At 69.6% G+C, this 1,907-nt stretch carries 2 protein-coding genes; both read left to right on the top strand.

Annotation, left to right across the window (positions count from 1 at the left end; all coding sequences use genetic code 11):
- The first annotated feature begins 243 nt into the window (after window positions 1–243).
- Entirely contained in the window at window positions 244–1,482 is a 1,239-nt protein-coding gene (gene glgC, locus WA805_RS10640; RefSeq protein ID WP_422291034.1) for a glucose-1-phosphate adenylyltransferase, read from the top strand.
- Window positions 1,479–1,907: glycosyltransferase (locus tag WA805_RS10645; RefSeq protein WP_425242255.1), on the top strand; the 429-nt coding region annotated here is incomplete at its 3' end. The genes glgC and WA805_RS10645, both read left to right, overlap by 4 nt.

Raw genomic sequence — 1,907 nt, forward strand, 5'->3', positions numbered from 1 at the left:
GCCCCGACCGGCTCGAGCGACGCCGCCCGCTCGTACCCGGTGACGTCCCAGCCGGCCGCGTGCAGGCCCGCGGCGGCGGCGAGGCCGCCGATTCCCGCCCCGATGATCACGGCTCTGGGCCGTGCCGCGCCCTCGCTCATAGACCTTAGGTTTGCACGATCGCCAGGGGGATAGAACGCCGGCTGGCGGTTGAGCGCGGTGAGGGTGCAGCATGGGCAGCAGATGATCACCGGGAGGGGAAACATGCCGGACCCGTCGGTATTGGGAATCGTACTGGCCGGCGGCGCCGGCACCCGCCTGGCGCCGCTGACGGACGACCGGGCCAAGCCCGCCGTGCCGTTCGGCGGCGTGTACCGGCTGGTCGACTTCGCGCTGTCCAACCTGGTGAACAGCAACATCAGGAAGATCTGCGTACTCACCCAGTACAAGAGCCATAGCCTCGACCGGCACATCTCCGTGACCTGGCGGATGAGCGACCTGCTCGGCAACTACGTGACGCCGGTGCCGGCGCAGCAGCGGCTCGGGCCGCACTGGTACACCGGCTCCGCGGACGCGATCTTCCAGTCGATGAACCTGATCAACGACGAGAACCCCGAGCTGGTGGTCGTCATCGGCGCCGACCACGTGTACCGGATGGACCCCAGGCAGATGATCGCCCAGCACCTCGAGACCGGCGCGGGCGTGACGGTGGCGGCGCTGCCGGTCAACCGGCAGGATGCCAAGGCGTTCGGCATCGTCGGGGTCGGCGGCGACGGGCGGACCGTCACCACGTTCCTTGAGAAGCCGGCCGACCCGCCGCCGCTGCCGGACAGCCCCGAGGAGTCGTTCGCGTCGATGGGCATCTACGTGTTCACCACGAAGGTGCTCGTGGACGCGCTGCGCCGGGACGCCGACGATCCCGACAGCAGGCACGACGTCGGCGGGAACATCATCCCCATGCTGGTCGAAGACGGCGTCGCCCAGGCCTACGACTTCATGACCAACAAGGTCCCCGGCTCGACGGAACGCGACTTCGGCTACTGGCGCGACGTCGGCACCATCGACGCGTACTTCGACGCGCACATGGACCTGCGCACCGTCGATCCCATGTTCAACCTGTACAACTACCGGTGGCCCATCCTCACCCACGTGGAGAACCTGCCGCCCGCCAAGTTCGTGCACGACACCGGCGACCGGGTGGGCCGGGCCATCGACAGCCTGGTCAGCAACGGCGTGATCGTCTCCGGCGGCCTGGTGCGGGAGTCCGTGCTGTCCCCCGGGGTCAGGGTCAACAGCTGGGCCACGATCGAGTGCAGCGTGCTGCTGCACAACACGGTGGTCGGCAGGCACGCGGAGATCAGGAAGGCGATCGTCGACAAGCACGTCGTCGTCCCCGAGGGGGTGAAGATCGGCGTGGACAAGGAGCACGACCGCGCCCGCGGCTTCGTGGTGTCCCCTGGCGGTATCACCGTCGTCGGCAAGGGCCAAGTGGTGACGGAATGAAGGTCGCGCTGCTCACCCGCGAGTACCCGCCCGAGGTCTACGGCGGCGCGGGCGTCCACGTCGAGTACCTCGCGCGTGAGCTCGCCTCCCGTGTGGAGCTCACCGTGCACTGCTGGGGGGCGGACCGCGCCGACCCGGCGGTCCACGCCCATCGCCCGTGGGAGGCGCTGGCCGGCGGCGAGCCGCATCTCGCCGCGCTGCAGGCGATGTCCATCGACCTGGTCATGGCCGCCGGGGTCGAGGGCGCCGGGATCGTCCACAGCCACACCTGGTACGCCCAGTTCGGCGGCCACCTGGCCAAGCTCACCTACGGCATCCCTCACGTGGCGACGGTGCATTCGCTCGAGCCGCTGCGCCCGTGGAAGGCCGAGCAGCTGGGCGGCGGCTACGCCCTGTCGAGCTTCTGCGAACGGGTGGCACTCGAG

Origin of the sequence: Trebonia sp. (genome assembly GCF_049794275.1) — a bacterium.
In the GTDB taxonomy this organism is placed as follows: Bacteria; Actinomycetota; Actinomycetes; order Streptosporangiales; family Streptosporangiaceae; genus Trebonia.